Source organism: Kitasatospora sp. GP82 (assembly GCF_029892105.1).
Classification (GTDB): Bacteria; Actinomycetota; Actinomycetes; order Streptomycetales; family Streptomycetaceae; genus Kitasatospora.
Window position 1 is genome coordinate 15096 of sequence record NZ_JARZAJ010000044.1, and the last position, 20964, is coordinate 36059.

General features: G+C 69.7%; 24 protein-coding genes. 16 read left to right on the forward strand and 8 right to left on the reverse strand.

The window, feature by feature from the left end:
- Positions 1 to 43 precede the first annotated feature (43 nt).
- Positions 44 to 1291, reverse strand: a complete 1248-nt coding sequence (locus P3T39_RS30635; RefSeq protein WP_280702501.1) for a site-specific integrase — start codon at positions 1289 to 1291, stop codon at positions 44 to 46.
- Positions 1292 to 1584: 293 nt separating this feature from the next.
- Here P3T39_RS30635 and P3T39_RS30640 point away from each other — a divergent pair, with 293 nt between their 5' ends.
- On the forward strand, positions 1585 to 1920 hold the full coding sequence (locus P3T39_RS30640; RefSeq protein ID WP_280702465.1) for a metalloregulator ArsR/SmtB family transcription factor: 336 nt from the start codon (positions 1585 to 1587) through the stop codon (positions 1918 to 1920).
- On the forward strand, positions 1920 to 2600 hold the full coding sequence (locus P3T39_RS30645; RefSeq protein WP_280702466.1) for a cation transporter: 681 nt from the start codon (positions 1920 to 1922) through the stop codon (positions 2598 to 2600). The genes P3T39_RS30640 and P3T39_RS30645 overlap by 1 nt, the downstream gene beginning before the upstream one ends.
- A gap of 105 nt (positions 2601 to 2705) precedes the next feature.
- On the opposite strand, the gene P3T39_RS30650 is transcribed toward P3T39_RS30645, so the two are convergent.
- Positions 2706 to 3095, reverse strand: coding sequence for an SCO5389 family protein (locus P3T39_RS30650; protein WP_280702467.1), 390 nt, complete (start codon positions 3093 to 3095; stop codon positions 2706 to 2708).
- A 31-nt stretch (positions 3096 to 3126) separates the two neighbouring features.
- Complete coding sequence (locus P3T39_RS30655) at positions 3127 to 4098, reverse strand: ATP-binding protein (RefSeq protein ID WP_280702468.1); 972 nt, start codon at positions 4096 to 4098, stop codon at positions 3127 to 3129.
- A gap of 331 nt (positions 4099 to 4429) precedes the next feature.
- On the opposite strand from P3T39_RS30655, the gene P3T39_RS30660 reads away from it, so the two are divergent.
- The 5 genes from P3T39_RS30660 to P3T39_RS30680 all read left to right on the forward strand — a co-directional run bounded on the left by P3T39_RS30660 (position 4430) and on the right by P3T39_RS30680 (position 8586).
- The gene (locus tag P3T39_RS30660) at positions 4430 to 5404 is read left to right on the forward strand and encodes a zinc ABC transporter substrate-binding protein (protein WP_280702469.1); all 975 of its coding nucleotides are present in this window, start codon (positions 4430 to 4432) and stop codon (positions 5402 to 5404) included.
- A gap of 38 nt (positions 5405 to 5442) precedes the next feature.
- Positions 5443 to 5751, forward strand: a complete 309-nt coding sequence (locus P3T39_RS30665) for an ATP-binding cassette domain-containing protein (protein WP_280702502.1) — start codon at positions 5443 to 5445, stop codon at positions 5749 to 5751.
- A 1009-nt stretch (positions 5752 to 6760) separates the two neighbouring features.
- Entirely contained in the window at positions 6761 to 7303 is a 543-nt protein-coding gene (locus P3T39_RS30670) for a hypothetical protein (protein ID WP_280702470.1), read from the forward strand.
- A 59-nt stretch (positions 7304 to 7362) separates the two neighbouring features.
- Positions 7363 to 7686, forward strand: a complete 324-nt coding sequence (locus tag P3T39_RS30675; RefSeq protein ID WP_280702471.1) for a tail fiber domain-containing protein — start codon at positions 7363 to 7365, stop codon at positions 7684 to 7686.
- Between the two features lie 228 nt (positions 7687 to 7914).
- On the forward strand, positions 7915 to 8586 hold the full coding sequence (locus P3T39_RS30680) for a 2OG-Fe(II) oxygenase (RefSeq protein ID WP_280702472.1): 672 nt from the start codon (positions 7915 to 7917) through the stop codon (positions 8584 to 8586).
- 188 nt (positions 8587 to 8774) lie between these two features.
- On the opposite strand, the gene P3T39_RS30685 is transcribed toward P3T39_RS30680, so the two are convergent.
- Positions 8775 to 9089 carry a hypothetical protein gene (locus P3T39_RS30685; protein ID WP_280702473.1) on the reverse strand — a complete coding sequence of 105 codons (315 nt, stop codon included), beginning with the start codon at positions 9087 to 9089 and terminating at the stop codon, positions 8775 to 8777.
- Positions 9090 to 9148: 59 nt separating this feature from the next.
- On the opposite strand from P3T39_RS30685, the gene P3T39_RS30690 reads away from it, so the two are divergent.
- The 5 genes from P3T39_RS30690 (at position 9149) to P3T39_RS30710 (ending at position 11703) form a co-directional block, all read left to right on the forward strand.
- A complete protein-coding gene (locus P3T39_RS30690; RefSeq protein WP_280702474.1) occupies positions 9149 to 9727 on the forward strand; it encodes a carbohydrate-binding module family 14 protein in 579 nt (192 codons plus the stop codon).
- Between the two features lie 114 nt (positions 9728 to 9841).
- Positions 9842 to 10282 carry a hypothetical protein gene (locus P3T39_RS30695; RefSeq protein WP_280702475.1) on the forward strand — a complete coding sequence of 147 codons (441 nt, stop codon included), beginning with the start codon at positions 9842 to 9844 and terminating at the stop codon, positions 10280 to 10282.
- Positions 10279 to 11022, forward strand: coding sequence for an HNH endonuclease (locus P3T39_RS30700; protein ID WP_280702476.1), 744 nt, complete (start codon positions 10279 to 10281; stop codon positions 11020 to 11022). The genes P3T39_RS30695 and P3T39_RS30700 overlap by 4 nt, the downstream gene beginning before the upstream one ends.
- 198 nt (positions 11023 to 11220) lie before the next feature.
- Positions 11221 to 11511 (forward strand): hypothetical protein, encoded by a 291-nt coding sequence (locus tag P3T39_RS30705; protein ID WP_280702477.1) that lies wholly within the window; start codon positions 11221 to 11223, stop codon positions 11509 to 11511.
- Between the two features lie 57 nt (positions 11512 to 11568).
- The gene (locus tag P3T39_RS30710) at positions 11569 to 11703 is read left to right on the forward strand and encodes a hypothetical protein (protein WP_280702478.1); all 135 of its coding nucleotides are present in this window, start codon (positions 11569 to 11571) and stop codon (positions 11701 to 11703) included.
- Between the two features lie 56 nt (positions 11704 to 11759).
- Here P3T39_RS30710 and P3T39_RS30715 read toward each other — a convergent pair whose 3' ends face one another.
- Entirely contained in the window at positions 11760 to 12578 is an 819-nt protein-coding gene (locus P3T39_RS30715; RefSeq protein WP_280702479.1) for a site-specific integrase, read from the reverse strand.
- A gap of 359 nt (positions 12579 to 12937) precedes the next feature.
- Here P3T39_RS30715 and P3T39_RS30720 point away from each other — a divergent pair, with 359 nt between their 5' ends.
- The 4 genes from P3T39_RS30720 (at position 12938) to P3T39_RS30735 (ending at position 17525) form a co-directional block, all read left to right on the forward strand.
- Positions 12938 to 13330: a hypothetical protein gene (locus P3T39_RS30720; protein ID WP_280702480.1), complete on the forward strand. Its 393-nt coding sequence runs from the start codon at positions 12938 to 12940 to the stop codon at positions 13328 to 13330.
- A gap of 2 nt (positions 13331 to 13332) precedes the next feature.
- Complete coding sequence (locus P3T39_RS30725; RefSeq protein ID WP_280702481.1) at positions 13333 to 15795, forward strand: DUF4132 domain-containing protein; 2463 nt, start codon at positions 13333 to 13335, stop codon at positions 15793 to 15795.
- A 778-nt stretch (positions 15796 to 16573) separates the two neighbouring features.
- Positions 16574 to 16996, forward strand: coding sequence for an SsgA family sporulation/cell division regulator (locus P3T39_RS30730; RefSeq protein WP_280702482.1), 423 nt, complete (start codon positions 16574 to 16576; stop codon positions 16994 to 16996).
- 232 nt (positions 16997 to 17228) lie between these two features.
- Positions 17229 to 17525 carry a WhiB family transcriptional regulator gene (locus tag P3T39_RS30735; RefSeq protein ID WP_280702483.1) on the forward strand — a complete coding sequence of 99 codons (297 nt, stop codon included), beginning with the start codon at positions 17229 to 17231 and terminating at the stop codon, positions 17523 to 17525.
- 127 nt (positions 17526 to 17652) lie between these two features.
- Here P3T39_RS30735 and P3T39_RS30740 read toward each other — a convergent pair whose 3' ends face one another.
- The 3 genes from P3T39_RS30740 to P3T39_RS30750 form a co-directional block, all read right to left on the reverse strand.
- Positions 17653 to 18081, reverse strand: a complete 429-nt coding sequence (locus P3T39_RS30740; RefSeq protein WP_280702484.1) for a DUF4232 domain-containing protein — start codon at positions 18079 to 18081, stop codon at positions 17653 to 17655.
- 628 nt (positions 18082 to 18709) lie between these two features.
- Positions 18710 to 19843, reverse strand: a complete 1134-nt coding sequence (locus P3T39_RS30745; RefSeq protein WP_280702503.1) for a PP2C family protein-serine/threonine phosphatase — start codon at positions 19841 to 19843, stop codon at positions 18710 to 18712.
- Positions 19844 to 20265: 422 nt separating this feature from the next.
- On the reverse strand, positions 20266 to 20901 hold the full coding sequence (locus P3T39_RS30750; protein ID WP_280702485.1) for an NAD(P)H-dependent oxidoreductase: 636 nt from the start codon (positions 20899 to 20901) through the stop codon (positions 20266 to 20268).
- Positions 20902 to 20964: the final 63 nt, after the last annotated feature.

Sequence of the window (20964 nt, forward strand, 5' to 3'; positions counted from 1 at the left end):
GGCCGACCTTCGTTCAGTTCTGCCGGGTTCCTGGCGGCCAGACCTACGCGGCCAGGCAGGCGTTCGGGATGACCGGCGTGGTGCTGTCTGCGTGGAGGGCGTCCGCGTGGTCGAGGGCTTTGGCCAGGGCGAGGACGGCTTCGTCGGCGGAGTTCTTGAGGAGGTGGCCGTAGAGGTCGGCGGTGATGGCAAGGTGGGAGTGGCGCAGGGTCTTCGAGACGATGGCGAGCGGGATGCCAGCGGCGATCATGATGCTGGCGGCGGTGTGGCGCAGGTCGTGCAGGCCGATCTTGGGCAGGTCGAGTTCGGCGGTGCGCTTGCGGAGCTGGTCGAGGACCCATTGCGGGCGCAGGGGCTCGCCGTCCGGGCGGGTGAAGACCAGGCCTTCCAGCCGGCCGTCGGGGTGGGCGGCCATCTGGAGGGCGGCCTGGCGGTGGAGGGCGGCCATGGCTCTGGGGGAGAGGCTCACCCAGGCGCGGCTGGCTTCGGTTTTGGGTCCGCCGAGGTGGATCTTCCCGTTGTTCACGGCCGTCAGGGTCCAGCGGACGTAGAGCTTGTGGTCCATGAGGTGGACGTCGTTCCAGTGCAGGCCGAGGGCCTCGCCCTTGCGCATGCCGGTGCCGATGATCACCTCGATGAGGTCGGCGAAGGCCGGGTCGACGACGCGGCAGTAGCGCAGGAACCAGGCTGCCTCGGCGACGGTCCAGATGTGGCGTTCGGCGGCGGCGGGTCGGGGGATGATCGTCGGCCGGGCGGGGTTGCGTAGCAGGCGGTGGCAGCGGACGGCGTCGCCGAGGGCGCTGGAGAGGGTGGCGAGGATGCGGTGGATGGTGACCCTGCCGCGTCCGTGGGCGAGCTGGGTGTGGACGAATCCGGCGATGTGCGGGTAGCCGAGATCGTCCAGGCGGACGGCGCCGAGAGCGGGGATGAGGTCGGTGGTGACGTAGGTGCGGTAGCGGGCCAGGGTGGTGGGCTTGAGGACGAGTTCCTTGGCCTGGAGCCAGGCGGTGAGGTACTCGGCGACGGTCTGGTTGGGGTCGGCGGTGAAGCCGCCGGTGTGGCCTTCGATCATCCGGCGCAGCGCGGTGTGGGCGGCGTCCTCAGTGGGGAAGCCGCCGCGGCGCACTGTGTGCCGGCCGACGGTCGGGGCGGGCAGGTCGACGGCGAAGGTCCAGGTGCCGTGGTCGGGGTCTGCGGTTAGGAGCGGGCAGTGGGCGCCGAGCTGGTGGCGGTCATGGTCGTGGCAGCCGCAGCGGCGGTAGACGCGGCCGTGATCGACGATGGCGCGCATCGTGATCACTTCCCAGGTCGTGAGTAGGGATATGGCATGCCCATTCTCGACCGGCTCCGGCGCTCACACCGAGACCACGAGCGGTCCGATCGGGGGCCTGACCTGGGGCGATCCCTTGTCGTGGCCACAAGTGCGTCCTCGGTGCGATGACGTCGGCTGATGGCCGCCGTTCCGGCTGGACGAGCCGCTCGGGCGAGGGTGTCGCATCGCGCATCGATCAATAGATATCCCCTCGACATCTCTCAGATTGTTCACAGTTTCCTGAATTCAGGAGTTCCTGTATCGTCTGCCTCGTGCTGACGCTTGCCTCCGATGTCGAGGCGCTCGCCCGTTTCGGCCGTGCGCTCGCGGATCCGATCCGCTCCCGAATCCTGCTCGCCCTTCGCGTTGCACCGGCTCATCCCGCGGATTTGGCGGAGGAGCTGGGGATCTCCCGGACGCGCCTGTCGAACCACCTGGCCTGTCTGAGGGACTGTGGCCTGGTCGTCGCGGTCCCGGTGGGTCGCCGGACTCGCTACGAGCTCGCCGATCGGAGGCTTGGCTTGGCGCTCGACGCCGTTCGTGCGGCGGTGGTCGCTGTTGAGGGTGAGCGTGCCTGTGCGGACGCCGAGCGGAACGGTTGCTGCTGATGCACGGCGACGTGTCGGGTCGCGAGCTCGTACTGGCGCGTCGGATAAGGCTGTTGACCGCCTGCACCATCGGGTACAACCTGGCCGAGGCCGGCGTCGCGATCGCCGCCGGAACCGTCGCCTCGTCCGCGGCGCTGACCGGCTTCGGGCTGGACTCCCTCGTGGAGGTATCCTCGGCCGCCGCGCTCGCCTGGCAGTTCTCGGCGCGGGACCGTGCGGTGCGTGAGGCGCGGGAGCGGCGTGCGCTGCGGATCACCGCGGTCTCGTTCTTCGCGCTCGTGGGCTACGTCGCCATCGAGGCCGTTCGCAGCCTGGCGGGAGCCGGCGAGGCGGGGACTTCGCTGCCGGGGGTCGTGCTCGCGGCCGTCTCGCTGGTCGTCATGCCGGTGCTCTCGGCCGCTCAGCGCCGGGCCGGACGGGAGCTCGGGTCGGCCTCGGCCGTCGCGGACTCCCGGCAGACCCTGCTGTGCACGTACCTGTCGGCGGCCCTGCTGGGAGGCCTGCTGGTCCGCGGCCTCCTCGGTTGGGCCTGGGCGGACCCGGTGGTCGCACTTGCCATCGCCGCTGTCGCCGTCAAGGAGGGGCGCGACGCTTGGCGTGGGGAGGGCTGCTGTGGCGCTCCGCAGCCGGGCGCGGACGAGCATGTCGGTTGCGGGGCAGGTTGTGGCTGCTGCGGCTGAACCGGCGGGGCCGGCGCTGGGACCGGATGCGGGGCGGTGGGTTGTGGCTGTGGGCGGCGCCGGCCGCGACGGTGCCGCCCACAGGTCTGTGCGGAAGTGGCGGGTTCAGCAGCTGCGGAGTTCGGGGGTCTGGTTGAGGACCTGGGTGCGCTGCGAGGTGAACTCGCGGTAGGTGTCGCCCTGTTCGGCGCCGGGTCGGAAGGCGGCGACGCGGTGGCAGTTGACGAAGGCGAGTTTGACGCCGAAGTGCTCCTCCAGGCTGCCGCGGATGGCGTTGCTGGCCAGGGCGCGCAGCAGCTGGGCGCGTTCGTCGTCGGTCGGGGTTGTGTTGTTGTCGACGAACTCGTCGGTGGTGGTGCCGAGTTCCTCACGGAGACCGGCGACAACCCGGTAGGCGTAGGGGAGGGAGGTGCGGACGGTTTCGATGAAATCGGCCTGGCTGACCTCGCCGGCCTCGGCCTGGGCGAGGAGGGCGGGGGAGATGTCGAGCGACATGGGGCGGGTCCCTTCGTGTCTGGGGGATCGGTCAGCTGGAGGAGAGCGCCTGGAGGGCGGCGGGGCCGTGGACGAAGCCGGCGTCGACCTGCTGGGCCAGGTCCTCGCCGGTGCTCTCGTTGGCCCAGGCCGCGGCGTTCTTCAGGTGGAAGGCGACGGCCTGGGCCTGGAATTGCTGCCAGTCCTGGGGGCGGGCGTCGAGGGCGGCGCGCAGCCGGTCCAGGGCGGCCCGGTTGGCTTCTTCGAGCCGGTCGAGCGGCGTGTGGCGGCCCTGTTCCTGGGCGCGGACGTAGGGCGAGTGCTCGAGGCAGACGAGGAGGTCCTCGCCGACGTGCCGGCGCAGGAAGTCGACGTCCTCGGGACCGGTGATCTTGTTGCCGACCACGGCGAGCGCGACCGAGTGTTCGGCGGCGTAGTCGCGGTACTGGCGGTAGACGGAGACGCCCTTGCGGGTGGGTTCGGCCACGATGAAGGTGAGGTCGAAGCGGGTGAACAGGCCGGAGGCGAAGGAGTCGGCGCCGGCGGTCATGTCGACGACGACGTACTCGTCGGGCTGGTCGACCAGGTGGTTGAGGTAGAGCTCGACGGCGCCGACCTTGGAGTGGTAGCAGGCCACCCCGAGGTCGTCCTCGGTGAACGCGCCGGTGGCCATCAGGGTGACCGCGCCGGCGGGGCGGGCGAAGCGTTGGTGGATCGGGTCGTCTCCGGCGGGCCGGAGCAGGCGTGAGCCGCGCCCGGCCGGGGTGGTCTTGACCATGGCCGCGGCGGAGGAGATCAGCGGGTTGTCGCCGCGCAGGTAGTCCTTGATCTCCGGGAGGTGCTCGCCGAGCGCGGGCAGCAGGAACGCCTGGTCCTCGCTCATGCCGAGGGCGACGGCCAGGTGCTGGTTGATGTCCGCGTCGATGGCGACCACGGTCCGCGCGGACGCGGCCAGATGACGGGCGAAGAGTGCGGACAGCGTGGTCTTGCCGCTGCCGCCCTTGCCCACGAAGGCGACCTTCACGGGGGCTCACGTTCTATCGAAGATGAAAACCATTAACGTTAATGACTGTGGGCGATGAGGTGACGCTGTGTCAAGTCCGGCTCCCGGTGGCGCGATCCCCTGGCGGCGGTGGGGTGTGGCTGGGTGGGCGTCTGGAGGTTGCCCCGTCCAGGGCTTGGGTCGTGAGCGCGGGTCGGCGCGCCCATGGGGCCCGTGGTCAAGTTTTGGCAATGGTTTTCATCTCGTGGTTGAAGTTGATAGAGATGAAAATCGTTTCTATCTAGGGTGGTGCTTGTCCACCCGAACCGGGACCTGTGCCGTGGGTCCCGCACGTTCGAGGAGTCGTGCTGTCATGACCGCTCTGTTCTCCCGCAAGGTCCGCCGTCGCTCCCTGAGATTCGCGCTCGCTACTGCGGCGGTGGCGGGGCTGGCCGCCACCAGCGCGTGCTCCACGGCCTCCAATGCCTCGTCCGCATCGTCCGGCTCCTCGGCGGCCAGCGGTGGCTCGAAAACGATCCAGGTGGTGGCGGCGGAGAACTTCTGGGGCTCCATCGCCACCCAGCTCGGTGGCTCGCACGCGAAGGTGACCAGCATCATCACGGACCCGGACACCGACCCGCACTCCTACGAGCCGACCGCCGCCGACGGCCGTACCATCGCGGGCGCGGACTACGCGATCACCAACGGGATCGGGTACGACGCCTGGTCGGACAAGCTGCTGGCGGCGAACCCGGTCTCCGGCCGCACCCTGCTCAAGGTCGGGGACCTGGTGGGGAAGAAGGAGGGCGACAACCCGCACCAGTGGTACTCGCACGACAGCGTGTACAAGGTGATCGACCAGATCACGGCCGACTACAAGAAGATAGACCCGGCCGACGCGGCCTACTTCGACACCCAGAAGCAGAACTTCGAGTCGCAGACGCTGGCCAAGTACAACCAGCTGGAAGCCGACATCAAGGCGAAGTACGCGGACATGCCGATCGGCGCCTCGGAGTCGATCGTGACGCCGCTGGCCGAGAGTGTGGGTCTGAAGATGCTCACCCCGGAGACGTTCCTGGACGCGGAGAGCGAGGGCACCGACCCGACCGCCGCCGACAAGGCCACCATTGACCAGCAGATCTCCGGCAAGCAGATCAAGATCTACGTCTACAACACCCAGAACTCGAACCCCGACGTGGTCGCCCAGGTCAACGCCGCCAAGGCGCAGGGCATCCCGGTCGCGCAGGTCACCGAGACCCTCGCCCCGGCGAACGCCACCTTCCAGGACTGGCAGACCCAGGAACTGCAGGGCATCGAGGACGCGCTGAAGCAGGCGACGGGACGATGAGCGTTCACCCGACCGAGAAGGTCCGTACGAAGGCCGGCATGAATCCGGGAGCGAGCAAAGCGGGCGCAGCGGTGACCCGCACTGGACCCGAGGTGCCGCCGGTGCTGTCGCTGCGCGCTGCGGCGGTGCGGGTGGGTGGGCGGACCCTGTGGTCGGGTGTCGATCTGGCCGTGGGGGCGGGGGAGTTCACCGCGGTGCTGGGGCCCAACGGGGTCGGCAAGTCCACTCTGGTGAAGGTGCTGCTGGGGGTGCTGCCGGCCGCGGCAGGCGAGGTGCGTGTCCTCGGCGAGGCACCCGGCGTGCACAGCGCGGCCTCGGCCAGCAGTCGGCGGCGGGCCGTGGGATAAGCGCCGAGCAGCATCTCTAGGCCGTTCTCGACCTGCTGGCTGCCGAGCCGCGACCAGATCAGGACCGGCCACAGCCACACGCCGGGAAGGAGTATGCCGGTGACGGTGTCCATCGGCAGTGCGAAACCGACCGCGGTCAGCGCGGCCGCGACGAGCCACCACCAGCGGGAGACTCCCTGCAGCAGAATGCGTACCTCGCCGACGAGCAGCCGGCCGAAGGCTCCGGCCCGCTTCGATTCGGTCTGCGGAAGTACGCCCGGAGCGGTGGCCCAGCCCGTCGAGGCCGTCTCGACAGCGGGTGCGGCGGTCGGCACCGCCGCGGCGGGTGCAGCGTCCGCCGTACCGCTGGTGCGCGCCGGATCGAACCTGCCGAACCACAGCGCCGGCAGCACCACCACCGCGACCGCCAACAAGACGAGGACCAGCCGGCTGAACACGAAGCCGCCGGACGGGTCGAAGCCCTCCCAACACAGAGATCGATCCCGTGATGCCGCCGGTGGAGCCGAGTGCCGTCGGGCGGGGTTGCGCGCGCCGCAGGAGCGGCGCGGCAAGCGGAGGGTAGCCCGGTAGTCGGCCCAGGCGCCGGAGGTCGCCGAGGGCGGTCAACACGAAGATGTCCGCCATGCCGGAGAAGTCGTAGGGGATGGGACGTGGGGCGACCTGGTCGGGGACGGAGGTGAATCCGCCGTCGGGCCGCTGCCGGCGTGCCCGTCCTACTGGAGGGCGGGCACTCCCACACGGATTTGCGGTGGTGAGTCGGTTGCGGCGTGTTCTTCGGCGATCGCTCATTGGTTTGTATGCGTCGATCGCGTTCGTCACCGTCTTGCTGGCGGTTCATCAGATGGTGCGAACTCGTGGTTGTCAGCTGGTTGGGCCAGATGGGCGTGGTTACGCTCGGTCGCGTCGTCCGAGAGGGGGCGGCACCCGTTGCGTGCCGCACGCGTTCAGGCCGTCTTGGCCGTCATGCGCTGGTACGGATCGCGCTCGGGCAGTTCCCGTGGGAGTGGACATGAGTTTCGTAGGTCGTAAGACCGTCGCGGTGATGGCCGCGGCTCTGGCATCGCTGGGCGCGGGGAGCGGTGTCACCGCGTCTGCGACCACCCCGTCGGCCGCGTCGTGCAGCAGCGGGGCGCAGTGCCCCAGCCTGAAGCCGACCAGGCTCACGGCCAGCCAGGCCACCTTGAATGTCACCCAGATGCAACTGGAGAACATCAACGCGATGGCGTCCGACGCGGTGACCGGGGAGCCCATCCGCGGTGCGAAGATCGTGTTCGCCACCATGGGCGGCCGGACGCTGGGGATGGCCTACACGGACGACTCCGGCATCGCCGCGATCGCCGCTCCGGAGGACCTGGGCCCCGGAACCCTCCAGGAGTTGCTGGGCGGCTACGAAGCCGCGCTGGTCGGCGATGGCATCCACGCCCCCGCCGGGGCCCACGGAGCGATCACCGTCGGTACCGACCAGGGCCCTGGTGTCCCGGGCAACCCGTGTGCCGTCTGCAGTGACCGTGGGCTCAAGCAGGACGTGGTCCCGGTCGACTGGAGCCGGTGAGGATGCGGGTCTTCCGCCGGCGGCCTAGGGCGGCTGACCACAGTGCCCCGGCCCGTCGTTTGGCTGGCGCGCGGGAGAGCGGCGCTGCGGCCACGGTCGGTGCGGTCAACGGCTACGCGGTTCTGGAGAGCGTGGCCGCGCTGCCCGTCAGTACCTGGCGCTACCTCTGGGAGCCCGAAGACGTGCGCCACCTCGGGCCGATGGCCCAGGACTGGCACGCCGCCTTCGGCTTCAACCAGGACGACACCACCATCCCCGTCGTCGACGGCCTCGGCGTCGCCCTGGTCTGCATCCAGGCACTGCACCGCCGCGTGGAAGAACTCACGGCCGAAGTGGATCGTCTGCGAGACGCCGCGAGCGTGGACACGCCCGAGGGCGCGTGACGACGCCGGACGGTCTGCTGTGATGCTCCAGCGGTCGAAGGGCCCGGACGGCCGGTGGCCAGGGGCGCGTGCCAGGCCGAGCGCGGCCCACGGTCACCGCCCACTCCTTGAGAGGGCTTGGGGGAGTTGGCTCCTGCGGAACACCCATCGCGATTCAGAAGGCAATTCACCATGACGAGGCGGGACACCTTGGCACGACACGACACCGTGACGGGAGCATCCGAGGCGATGGATCAGCGGTCGCCGGTGTGTCCGGACGCGATCTGGCGGCTTCCGGTGACGGTCTGCCGCATCACCCAGTTCCTGGGCGAGCAGTCGGCCGGCGCCTTACTGGAGCGCGCCATCACCGCCGCCGGCGACACGTTGAAGCCCTCCATGATTCAAGACCAGCAGGTGGTTCCCGACATTCGCCGGTCCCGCTCCTGCCAGGACTTCACCGCGCCCGAGTTGCTGGCAGCCATCGACGAGGTCCTGGAGGCGGTCGAGCACACGCTGGGCATCTCCTGCCAGTACACCGAACCCAGCTACAGCCTCAACGTGCACAACGACGGCGACTTCTACCGTCCGCACCAGGACACCAGCACCGACTTCGCCCCCCGGCGGCTGCTCACCTTCGTGTATTACCTGCATCGCACCCCCCGGCCCTTCGACGGGGGAAAACTGCGGGTGTTCGACGCCGCCCTGCCCCTGCACACCGACACAGCCGGAAAGTGGCAGGAGCGCACCTGGCGGGACTGGGAGCCCGAGCACGACAGCATCGTGTTCTTCCGACCCACCGCCTGGCACGAGGTACGGCCGGTCAGCTGCCCGAGCAAGCAGCTCGCGAACAGCCGCTTCGCCATCAACGGCTGGCTGTGCAGCCCTGACCCCGCGAACCGCGGAAATGACATGAGCCGGTGAGACTCATTGTCCCCGACGCCGACTGACAAGAATCTATCCCCGTCAGTCAGGCTCGTTCGAGGCGGGGTCACGTGAACTCCGGGGGCACAGGCGCGTCCTCGGCGCGCAGAACAGATTCGTCATCGTGGATAGCGACCGTGATCCATTCGCGGGTGTCGTCGTCGAGCAGGTCAGGCCGGCGTAGGCGCTCAGCGCGCCGGGTGGTGGGCAGCCGCGTCGGCGAAACGGTCCGCCTCGGGAAAGGTGCCGGGGACGGCCGGGGGCAGCGTGTCGGTGTCGGCGGCCCGGGCAACAGCTCGGCGGGCGAGGGTCTCGTAGCAGCCGGAACCCCACCACTGATCGATGGACTCGGTGCGCGAGCCGTGCAGGGTGAGCAGCCGAAGGACGGCCTCGGGGCCGAGTTCGTCCTCGGCCTGCTGCCAACAGGTCGCTCGGGGCCTCTGCGGACAGCAGTCCGCACAAGACCGGCGATCACGATGACCGAAATCCCAATGTTCGCTCACCGTGCCAGATTGGTAACTTGGTGTATCCGATCTGGTGGCCGACGCAGAGGAGAGACACGATGCGCAGGACTTTCAAGCAGATGTCGGTCCTGGCCGTGGCGGGACTGCTCGGTGCCCTGACCGTGCCCGGCACGGCGGCGGCTTCGGCTGATCTGGCGTCGGCCGCGGGCACCTGCTCATCCCCGGACGGGGTTGTTTCCGCGCACCCCGATGGTTGGCAGCTGTACATGGCCTGCGAGCAGGGGCTCGCCTACGTCCAGTCGTGTCCGAGCGGCTTGGACTTCAACCCCTATGGCCAGTACTGCGACTGGCCGGCGAGTGCGGGCACGCCGCCGACGGGCGCCGTTGTCCAGGCCGGCCCCGCCGTGCTGTCGCTGCTGCCGTTGCAGGTCAAGGGCCTGAGCGCGAAGGCCACTTACGGCGGGGCGACCTTCTTCGGGACAGCGCGCTTCACCACCGCAGCGGGAGACTTGCTGTGCGAGGCGAACACCGATGCCAGCGGGGTGGCACGCTGCGACAGTGCCCCGGGACTGACCGCCCCGGTCAACAGCCTGCTGCAGGGCTACCAGGCCACCTTCACCGCGACCGAGCCCACCATCCTGCCCCGGACCGGGACCGGCACAGTCAACGCCCTCTAGACATAGCGCCCGACGCGCCGTGCGACCCATGCATGGCACGCCGGGCGCCGCGTACCGCGCACGAGCGGATGCCCAAGCGGGAGTGCGGATGCCGATAGATCATCCCTCCAGGTCGTGCGCTTGCACGTCTCGTGGCAGAAGCGGATCGGGGGCTGGCTCAAGAAACACTTCCCGCTGATCCAGTTCATCGTCACCACCCACAGCCCCTACATCTGCCAGGCAGCCGACCCCGGCGGACTGATCCGGCTGCCCGGCCCCGACAGCCGGGAGGCCCCCGAGGTCGTCGGCGCCGAGCTGCACGACCGGGTGCTCTTCGGCAGCGGCGACGACGCGGTGCTGTCCGAACTCCTCGGCCTCGACACCCCCTACTCGGAGCGGGCGGACGAGGCACGTGCGCTGCTGGTCTCGCTGGAGATGAAGATTGTGGCCGGCCAGGCCAGCGAGGAAGAACTGGCCGCGTACCGGCAGCTCAAGCACACTCTCGCCAGCTCACCCAGCGCCCGCGTCGACGAGGTGGCGGCCCGACTGCACACCCTCACCGGCCACGTCGCGTGATCCGCATCAAACGGGCACCGCTGCCCGAGCCGCCCCGCTCCCGCATGGCCGAGCACACCTGCACCATCGCGCTGGCCCCGGCCCCCAAGACCAAGGCCCAGGACCTGTGGAGCAACACGACGGTCCGCACGCACGTCCATGCGCCGCTGCGTGAACTGCTGTCGGACATGGCGGCCGGCCGTGAGCGCTGCATGTACTGCGGGGACAACCAGGGCACCGACATCGACCACTTCGAGCCGATCGCCCGCCACCCGTTGCGAGCCTTCGACTGGACCAACCACGTCCTCGCCTGCTCCCTGTGTAACAGCCGCCTGAAGCGCTCCGTCTTCCCCCTCGACGCCGACGGCACCCCGCTGCTGATCGACCCGACAGGCGAGGACCCCTCACCTCACCTGCGCCTCGTCCTGGCGGTGGGCCAGTACTACCCGCTGACCCCCAGGGGCCAGGTGACCGTCGACCTGTTCAACCTCAACCGGGCGATCCTGACCAAGGGCCGAGTGAACGCCTACCGCGTCACGAAGGCATGCATCGCCCAGTGGACAGCTGCCACGGCCCACGACGACCACGAAAGCGCCGACATGTGGGCGCGGACCATCCAGGAACAGCCGATGGCCGACGTCGTGCAAGCCATGCTCCGCCAGGCCCTCGACCCCGCCGCAGAGACCGTCTTTGAGGACGACCAGCAGCTCCTTGCTCAATTGAGGGAGCCCGCGCTGCGCGCTGCGCTGCTCATCCAGTAGCGGTCAGAAGCGATCCGCAAACCCGCCACGGGACTTGGGATCGGCACGTGTCCACGCCGAAGAGTCCCTCCTCCGCGGCACCCGCACACCGGTGCCCCACGCGGTCACCCTTCCGGACTGGGCGGTCCACGACCTTATGCCGTCCAGGCACACTGCATCGTCGACCTGTTCGCGCCGATCGACCGCGCGGCGAAGGAGATGCCGGCCGCTGTAGCTCGGGCTGTCGCGGCGTACGAGGCCGCCGGGTACACGGTCGAGATCGCGCAGCAGGTGCCGACCTACGCCCGCATGAACGTCGCCGACCCGGCCACGGGGTTCCAGAGCAAGGTCGAGCTGGTCGCCGAGTTCCTCCACCACCTGCCGGTGGCTTCCGACCTCGGGCCGGTCCTGCACCGCGACGACGTCGCCGCGGGCAAGACCGGCGCGCTGTTCAGCCGCGCGGAGGTCCGCGACGCCATCGACGTCGACGGACTCCTCAGGGCCGGCTAGTCCCGTGGCCGCCTGATCGAGCTCGCCGCTCAGAACGACGCCGGTTTCGACGGACAGATGTTCGCCGACGCGCTGCGGCGCGTGGCCCGCTACAGCGACAAGCAGTTCGCCGCCTACGGGCTCGACCCGGCCGCGGCTGCCGCGATCCGCGAGCAGTTCGCCGACTGGCACCAGGAACTCACCCGACCGTAGGGGGACTGGCGTGGCGGAGAGCCTCAACTCCCCCTGGGCCCAACCACATCCTGGCCCTATGCCGCCATCGGCAGTGCGCTCTCGATGACAGGCGTGGCGCTCCGGTAGTCGGCATCGGCCTTGTCCAGGGCGCCGCCGAGGGCGTTGACGGCTTGGTCGACGGAGTCTTTGAAGAGGTGGCCGTAGAGGTTGATGGTGGTGGCGAGGGTGGCGTGGCGCAGGGTCTTGGAGACGATGGCCAGCGGGATGCCCATGGCGATCATGATGCTGGCGGCGGTGTGTCTGAGGTCGTGCAGGCCGATGCGGGGGAGGTCGATCTCGGCGGTGCGCTTGCGGAGTTGGTCGAGGACCCATTGGGGTCGCAGGGGTGAGCCGTTGCCGTGGGAGAAGACGAGTCCTTCGAGGCGCCCGTCGGGGTGGGCTGCCATCTGGATGGCGGCTTGGCGATGGAGGGCGGTCATGACTCTGGGGGAGAGGCTGATCCAGGCGCGGCTGGCGGGGGTCTTGGGCTGGCCGAGGTGGAGTTTGCCGTTGTTGACTGCGGCGAGGTTCCAGCGGACGAAGAGCTGGTGGTCCATGAGGTGGACGTCAGACCAGTGGAGGGCGAGGATCTCGCCGCGGCGCATGCCGGTGCCGAGCATGACTTCGAAGAGGTCGGTGAGCTGGTCGGCGTAGTTCTGGGTGCTGTGCCGTAGGAAGGTGGCGGCCTGTTCGGGTGTCCAGCAGGTGGTAAGGGCCCGGCATCCGAAGCCAACCCGCTTTTCCAGTCGATGCCGGGAGCCTGCTCTGGGTGCGACGGCAGCTCGCTCGTCGTCTTGCGGCGCGAGCAGCCGGCCATGAGCTCGGGTGACGGCCCGGAGCCGTGCCCTGCACATGCGCTCACGCGGTGAGGGACTGCCAGCGGCGCGTGAGACAGTCGGGCCGTTGATCGCATCAAGGAGACACATTGTGCGAGTGTTGCCCGCTGTTGCTGGCCGTGATGAATTCGCTGCCCTGGTCATCAGGACCCACTACGACACGACTCGGCCTGGCAGGTCATGGTGGCTGCGTTGACGGAGCTGGTTGTCTTTCTCGCCGACTGGACAACGATGCAGGCCGAGCACCATGGGGTACGCGAGTCCGCATCGGTGGTGACGACGCGAGTGGGGACACTTGCCGTTGGCCCGCCGGGCCACCTCGATGACCATGCCACCCCCCGGTCTCGATGTCACTGGTCGCCCGTACTGTCGACGGCATGGCAATCGTGATGTTCGTCGACGAGACGACTGCGGGGGACCGGAGCGACGGGTGGGGCCTGGAGATCGCCGAGGAAAGGCTCACCGTGCGTGAGCTGATCCGGCGCCGGGTGTTCCAGGAGGTCGCCGAGTACAACGCGCGCACACCGCAGGTGTTCCAGGGGTTGGTGCAGCCGACGAACGCCGAGCGCGTGCTGAACGGATTCGCGCTGCGCACGCCCCGCCGGATCGACCCCGAGGTGCAGACCGAGCTGGCACTCAGGGCCTTCGCGGGCAACGGCTTCCTGCTGCTGGTGGGGGACCGTCAGGTCACCGACCCGGAGGAGGAGATCGAGCTCGCGCTTGGCGCGGAGGTCACGTTCCTGAAGCTCGTGGCACTGGTGGGGGGCTGACGATGGGGGACATCGAGAGGATCGCTCACCTGGCCCGGCAGCACGCCGCCGCGGGTGAGTCGGACGCGCTCGCCGTCGAGCTGCTGAAGCTCGCGGTCGCCAACAGGGGCATCTGGAACGCGCCGTGGTCCCGCGTGCTCGACGAGGTGCGCGCGCTACCGCCGGAGAGCCGCACAGCGCTCGCCGACGCGTTGGTGGCGCAGTACCACTCGGCCGCGGCAGGCCCGGTCGCCCGCGGCAACGCCCTGACTCTGATCGGTGTCATCGCGCGCGGCCTGCCCGGCGACCGGCTCTCGGTGGAGCGCCTGAAGAAGCTCGACGAACTCGGCCGCCGGCAGTCCTTCTGGTACCTGGAACGTCACGAGGTCCTCGCCGAGGCCGAACTCGCCGCCGGTCGCGCCCTCGCGCCCGCCGTTGTGGCCGTCTTCCGGCGTACGGCCCTGGAGGCCTACCGCGACGACGCGCTCCCCGCACTCGCCGAGAAGCTCACGGACCCTGTGCTCAACGTCGGCGAGGAATGGGCCGAGCAGGCTCTGCGGGACGCTGAGGACGCGCCTGAATGGCAGTCCCTGCTGCGGCATGTGACGACCGCCACCGCGGCCAAGCCCACCCGCAAGTGGGAGCAGCAGGCCCGCGCCCTGATCGAACCGCTGGGCGCCGACCGGGTTCGGGCGGCCGTGGTGCCCTGGCTCGCCCTCGTGGGCCGTCGTACCTTCGAGCTGGAGCGTCGGGAGTACGAGCCCGACATCAACAACGCCTACGATCCGTACAACGCCAATGCCCTTCGCGGACTGACCTGGGTGCTGGCCCTGCTGCCGTCGCACCAGGACACTGCCCGCGCCCTCGGCGGCCTGGTCGAGACCTCGCTCAAGAAGGTCGCAGGGCTCGGCCCGCGCAACCCGAAGGTCGCCAACGCGGGTGTCAACGCGCTCTCTCGCATCGACGGTGAGCCCGCCCTCGCCGAACTCGCCCGGCTGGCTGCCCGGGTGACCTACAAGGGCACGCTCAAGCTGCTCGACGCCGCCCTGGAGGCCCGGGCCCGGGCGCTGGGTCTGTCCCGCGAGGAGATCGAGGAACTCGCCGTCCCGGCCTATGGACTGACCGAGGTCGGGCGCGCCGAGCGGCAACTGGGCGAGGTCACGGCCGTTCTGGAGGTCCGGGGCGCCAAGGTGGTCCTCGGCTGGCGCACCTCGGCGGGCAAGGGGGTCAAGAGCGTGCCCGCCGCGGTCAGGCGTGACCACGCCGAGGAGCTCAAGGAGCTGAAGACGGCGGTCAAGGACATCGACAAGATGCTCTCCGCGCAGAGCGACCGCCTGGATCGGCAGTTTGTCGCCAACCGCAGCTGGTCGTACGCCGGTTGGCGCGAGCGCTATCTCGACCATCCGCTGGTCGGCACCCTGGCCAGGCGCCTGCTGTGGACGGTCGACGGCGCGACCGTCGGGTTCACCGACGGCGAGTTGCGCACGCTCACCGACGACCCGGTGCGCGAAGGAGCCGAGGTCCGGCTATGGCATCCGGTGGGCCACGAGCCCGCCGAGATCATGGCCTGGCGCGACTGGCTGGAGCGGCACGCGATCACCCAGCCGTTCAAGCAGGCCCACCGCGAGGTGTACCTGCTGACCGACGCCGAGCGCGCGACGGGCACCTACTCCAACCGTTTCGCCGCGCACATCCTGCGCCAGCACCAGTTCAACTCATTGGCTGCGATCAGGGGTTGGCGCAACAAGCTGCGGCTGATGGTCGACGACTCGGCCCCGCCGGCCACGCGCGAGCTGCCGCACTGGGGGCTGCGCGCCGAGTACTGGATCCACGGAGAGGGCGACCACTACGGCGACGACACCACCGACTCCGGCAGCTACCTGCGCCTGACGACCGACCAGGTCCGCTTCTACCCGATCGACGCCCCGGATAACTCGGCGTCCTGCTACGGCGGCGACTACCGCATGTGGCTGCCCGACGGTGCCGGACCGGTGGAGCCCCTTCCGATCGCCGACATCCCGCCCCTGGTGCTCTCCGAAATCCTGCGCGACGTCGACCTGTTCGTCGGCGTGGCCAGTATCGGGAACGACCCGACCTGGCAGGACGGCGGACCCGAGGGCCGCTTCCAGGAGTACTGGACGTCCTACGGCTTCGGGGAGCTCAACCAGAGCGCCGAGACGCGCCGCGTGCTGCTGGAACGGCTGATACCCAGGCTGGCGATCGCCGACCGCTGCACCATCGAAGGCCGCTTCCTGCACGTGAAGGGCGAGCGCCACACGTACAAGATCCACCTCGGCTCGGGCAACATCCTGATGACGCCGAACGACCAGTACCTGTGCATCGTCCCGACGTCCAACCCGGCCGCCCCCCAGACCGGTTACCTCCCCTTCGAGGGCGACCGCATGCTGGCCGTGATCCTCAGCAAGGCAGTGCTGCTGGCCGACGACACGAGCATCACGGACCCGACGATCCTGAGCCAGCTGTAGCGCCCCGCGAGGCGGGCCGCACATGAAGTCCGAGGAAGTGGCTCCGAACACTCCAGCCGGACTTCTCCATTCCCCGTAGTGCTCCAAAACGGCTTCACGGGGTGTGAGCTGCTGGTGTGTCGGGTGGTCAGCTTGCTCGGTGGTACTCGTTGATGAGGCCGGCGACGGCTTGCCGGCGTTCGATCCGGGTTGTCGGGAGCGGAATGACGTTGGGGTCGTCGAGGGGTGCGAGCTGGTTGCGGCCTTGGTGATCAAGTCGCGGAGCTCGTCGGGACCAGTTCGGCGTCGTACAAGGGATTTACCGGGTTTGATGACGTGATGCCCAGGGCGGTGAGCGGTTGGCGCAGGCTGCGGGCGTGGTGGCGCAGGCCAGCGCCGACGCTGGATGCATCCGTTGAGGTGGAGTGCTCCGAGAGCGAGGTTGTGCAGGCCGGCCATGGCCCGGGGCGGGCTGCGCTCGACGCAGCCCGTGCACCGGATCCGGAGGGCGCCCCATGACGGTCCGCCGTTCTGGGACGGCCTCGTCCGCCTGGTCGAACAGCACCGGTGCCCGGGGGCGCTGACGGTTCGGCCGGGCTCTGGCCCGGAGCGTCACGCGAGCTTGCGCGGACGGACGACGGCCGGCGTCTCCGCTCCTGACGGGCGGCGTGTCGTGTGCGCGGGGGAGTTGTGGAGGTTTCGGGCTTGCCGACTGGCGGTTGGGGCGTCGGGTAGGCGCCGTTGACACACGCCGGCCCGCTCGTGGGCCGACGCGCCGCCATCGTAGGAGAGTGATCCGATGCAGACGTCCGCTGTCCGTCCGCTGCCCGTCACGTTTCCCGACAGCCCGCTGCCCGACGTCCCGGTCGACGCAGAACTCCGCTTCGACACGGCCCTCCCCTACGCGGCATGCCTGGCGTTTCCGCTGGCTCCGTGCAGCTGCACCGGCGGCGACGCCCGGGTCTGTTGGTACTTCAGCCGCGATCTGCTGAACGAGGGCCGTCACGCCCCGACCGGCAGCGGCGACGTCAACGTCAGGCCCGGATCCGCCGGCGAAGTGCTGATCACCCTGCAGACTCCCACCGGCAGGGCGGTGCTCAGCGCCCCGGACGACGCCGTTACCGCCTTCCTCGCGGAGGCATTCACCCTGGTGCCCGCCGGGTCGGAGTCCGACCACCTCGACATCGACACGGCCGTCGCCCGGCTGCGCGCCACCGGCTGATCGCACCCGGCCCCGGACGGCCCGCCCGGCGCACCACGGATCTTCTCCCGGCCCGCCCGGGTGCCACGACCGATGTCTTCCCCTCGCAGGGTCGTCGGTCCTGACCCGTGCACGACGGCCCTGGCGCGGCCTGCGAGAAGCAGCTCGAGTCCGCGACTGCCGGGTTTTGAGGCGGCGACACGGGTGAGACGCGTCGCGGGACACGATTTCGTGACCGAGGAGGGAGCACCTGATGACCAACGCCTCGCGACTGCCCGGCGCCTTCGACCACTACTGGAACTGGCAGCTGCGGGCAGCCTGCCGCAGCGTCGACACCAGCCTGTTCTTCCATCCATTCGGAGAACGCGGCGAGGCCCACGACAATCGGGAGCAGGCCGCCAAGCAGGTCTGCGCGCGCTGTCCGGTGCGCGACGCCTGCCTCTCCCACGCCCTGAGGGTGCGGGAACGGTACGGTGTCTGGGGCGGCCTCACCGAGGACGAGCGCACCGAGCTCCTGCGCCCCGTACGGGCCCACCACGCCGGGGTCTGACGGGGCGCCGGACTCCGGCGCCGCACGGCAGGGCGTCGGCCCCGGGTTCGCGACGACGGCGTCAACGCTCTCCGATGCTGCGCACGGAACCTGAGAAGTTCCTTCGCTCCCGTTGCAACAGCGCAAACTATCCAGCTGCGACCGGCTCGATGGTGAGGGAATGGATCGTCGCTCCGGCGCAGTGTTGGGTCTGCCAGGGGAGGAACAAAGCGGCTGTCTGGTTGGGCGGGTAGATTCGCACGCCCTGCGCGGGTGAGAGCTGGCACTGGGCGGGGTCGTGGCCGCTGATGCCGTTGCTGCCGTGCAGGAGCGCGCTCGCGGTGCCGCCGGGCTTGAGCGTCACGGTGGTGACATTGCCGGGCGTGTGGTCGGCGGCGTTGCCGGACTGCACGCCGTTCTGCGTGACGTACGAGACGCCGGGGTAGCCGGTCAGCGTGCAGGCGGTGGTTGAGGTGTTGGTGAATATCAGCATCGAGTAGTACTGGCCGGCGGCGACACCCGGGTTCTTCTGCTGGACCGAGAGTTGGCCGGTGGTGCAGGCGCTCGGCGCCGACATCGGCTACCTCTGCCATGCCTGCTACTACCAGCGGCGGAGTAAGCCCGCTCCCTGCTCGCGCTGCGGCACGTCCCAAGTCCTCGTCGGCCGGGCAGAGGGTGGAGGCGGCCTCTGCGGCCCGTGCTGCGGCACAGGCAACGACTTCTCATGCCGCCGCTGCGGCAACCCTGGAAACCTCCACACGGATGGCCAGTGCGCCCGTTGCGTCGCCGGCGATCGTGTCCGGGACCTCCTCAGCAGTGACGACGGGACCATCGCTCCGCAGCTCCGGCCCCTGGTGGACGGACTCGCCGCAGCCGAACACCCGGAATCTGTGCTGAGCTGGCTTCATAGGAGCACCGGCGGCCTCGACGACTTCGTGTTCGCTGACGAGGCCGCCGAGTGACCCGGCCCACGATCCCAGCGCCGCCTACGCCCGCGCCCGGACCGGTCCTGCAGCGCACCCACATCCCCCAACTGGTGTGCGCCCTGGGCCCGTTCAGCAGCGGCGAGCCCTACTGGTCTCCCGTGGACACCGTGCAGGCGTTCTCGCCGGGCCCATTCGGCGGCGGGCGGCCAAGGTCAGCCCGGCAGCCGGACAGGTCCGGGCCGCCGCTGCGGCCGGGGCGCATCAGCACGGTTGCGGTCGTCAAGCGGTGCCCGAGCCGGATGGACGAGGACTTTCGCGGTCCGGGTGTTCGCGCAGGCGTACGGCGAGGGCCGCGATGTCGTCGTCGAGTCCGCCATCGCTGTGGTCGACCAGGTCCTGGTGAAGCCGGTCGAGTAGCTGGCGGGGCGCGGTTGGGCTCTGCCGCTGCATCCAGTCCGGTAGCGGGAAGAACTCGCCGGTGCGGTCGCGGGTCTCGACCACGCCGTCCGTGTAAAGAAGCAGCAGGTCACCAGGGGTGAACGGGACGGAATCGACGCTGTAGTGGTCGCCGATCAGCTCCGCGAGGTTGAGAAGCGGCGAGGGAGCCGTGGGCTGCAGCACGCCGAGCTGCCCGGCGTGCACGAGCAGCGGCGGGGGATGCCCGCAGTTGAGGAGTCTGATGCAGCCGCCGTCTTGCGGGATCTCGGCGAGGATGGCGGTGGCGAAGCGCTCCGGCGAGTCCTGGGCGGCGTGCGCGTCGCTGTGGCGGGAAGTACTGGTCTCCAGGCGTCGGGCGACGCCGCGCAGATCCGGTTCGTCGTAGGCGGCCTCCCTGAACGAGTTGACCACTGCCGCGGCCGCCCCCACCGCAGACAGGCCCTTGCCCCGCACATCGCCGATGAGCAGCCGAACCCCGTATGGCGTGTCGACGGCTTCGTAGAAGTCGCCGCCGATGCGGGCCTGCGCCGCTGCCGCGAGATACAGCGACTCGATCTCGATGCAACCGATGAAGCGTGGCAGAGGGCGCATGACCACTTCCTGCGCTGCGTCGGCGACGAGTCGGACGTGCAGGAGGGTCGTCTCCCGCTGGAGCCGGATATGGCTCGCGTACGCGGCCGCAACCGTGACCGCGAGGATCGCCCCCACCGTGTACCACGTCCCCAGGTCCGGATAGACGAGGCTGAGGCCGATCATGATCAGAAGACAGAGCATCCCCAGCAGGACGGTGGGAAGCACGGGCCACATGCACGCGGCGAGGGCCGGTGCGGCGGTCAGGATGCGGCTGAAGGCGACCTCCCTGGGCGTCGCGAACGCCAGGCTGGCGACGACGACGGTCAGGATCACCGGCGCCAGCAGAACAGGTTCCGACCGCCCGCCGGAAGGACGGCGACGCCGCAGCCGATCACTAATCATCACAAAAGCCATCCTATCTACACAAACCGCCACCAAAGCCTGCTTGCTGATCGCAGCCGGTGAGGTTGCCGGGCTGGGCGTAGAACGCGACAATGCACCGGTCCTCGTCGATGGTTGCTGGCAAGGACGGTTCGGAGCCGTCGGATCACAGACGCTGGCTTGGCAGAGGCCGTGGAGTAGAGAACCTGCGCCTCGCCGTACTCGATCAGGCGCTCGGCCTCCACCAGCCCGATGGCCTCCAGCAGACGCCGTGTTCTCCGGGGGCTGACCGGTGTGCTCCGAAGGGCGCTCAGCGCCAGGCTCGATCCATTCTGACGCAACGCCAGTTCTCTCGCGGATGGTCGCGAGGGCCAGCCGACCCGGACCCGGTAGCCGGCGAAGATGACGGGCGGCGGCGAAAAGACCCAAGGTCCGGGTGGACCTCAGGCCCAGCTCGGCCCCACGCTGACGGCCAGTACCAGGGCGACCAGCCACGCGGAGAGCAGTGCCGTGGCGCCCCAGCTGATCCGGCCCGGGGTACGGACGGGGGACTCCGGGACGAAGAGGTGGGCGGCGCGGGTGACCGGATCGGTCAGGCGCTGCTCGGGCACGGCGGTGGAGTCGAGGCGGGTGTGGACGGCGGGAATGGCGACCTGAGGACCGCCGACGACGTAGACATTGAGCAGAGCGAACATCTCGCGCAGCTGCGCCTGAGCGCGGATACCGCCGAAGAGGCCGGGCGAGGCCCAGAGGACCATGGCGGCATGTCCGGGCAGGACGCTCGCGCCGCGGGGCCGCGAAGCCCAGTCAAGAGCGTTCTTCAGCACGCCGGGGATCGCACCGTTGTACTCGGGGGTGGCGATGATCAGACCGTCGGCGTCCGCGATGGCCTGCCACAGCTCCCGCACGGGCGCGGGCGGATCCGTCTCCAGGTCTTCACTGAAGTGCGGCAGGTCCCCCAGGCCCGGGAACAGTTCGATGTGCATGCCTTCGGGGGCCAGCGGCTGCAGGCAGCCGAGGAGCTGGGTGTGGTAGGACGCGGCTCGCAGGGAACCGGAGATGGCCAGGACACGGCTCATGACGGATGGTGCTCCAGAACTCCGGGGTGGCCGGCCCCCTGCCCGGGCGGAAGGGGGATGCGG